1 protein-coding gene is annotated in these 433 nt (G+C 55.0%); it reads left to right on the top strand.

Annotated elements, in window-relative coordinates:
- Positions 1 to 433, top strand: a 433-nt coding sequence (locus KNP94_RS15820; protein WP_215115966.1) for an RNA-guided endonuclease TnpB family protein, incomplete at both ends; no start/stop codon positions are given.

Genomic DNA, 433 nt, shown 5'->3' with positions numbered 1-433 from the left:
TCGTCTCCCTGCTCGTCGAGCAGGAGAGCAACGAAATGCCGAAGACGGGCTCATCCGTCGGCGTCGATGTCGGATTGAAGCACTTCGCCATCCTGTCGGACGGCACGGTGTACAAGAACGACCGTTACTTCCGTTCGCTTGAGAAAAAGCTGGCGCGCGAGCAACGCAAGCTTTCTCGTCGTCAACGGTTGGCCTTGGACAAGAACGGAAAACTTTCCGAGGCGAAGAACTATCAGAAGCAGAAGCGGAAGGTCGCCCGCATCCACGAGAAGATCGCCAACAAGCGAACCGACTTCCTGCACAAGGTATCGACCGAAATCGTCAAAAACCACGACGTCATCGGCATCGAGACCTTGCAGGTGAAGAACATGCAGAAGAATCGCAAGTTGAGCAAGTCCATCTCCGAGGTCAGTTGGTCGGAGTTCTTCCGCAT

The organism is Exiguobacterium sp. s80 (assembly GCF_018618725.1).
GTDB classification, from domain to species: domain Bacteria; phylum Bacillota; class Bacilli; order Exiguobacteriales; family Exiguobacteriaceae; genus Exiguobacterium_A; species Exiguobacterium_A oxidotolerans.
The sequence above is the reverse complement of the archived record's forward strand: the minus strand, read 5'-3'. Positions and strand labels throughout refer to the sequence as shown.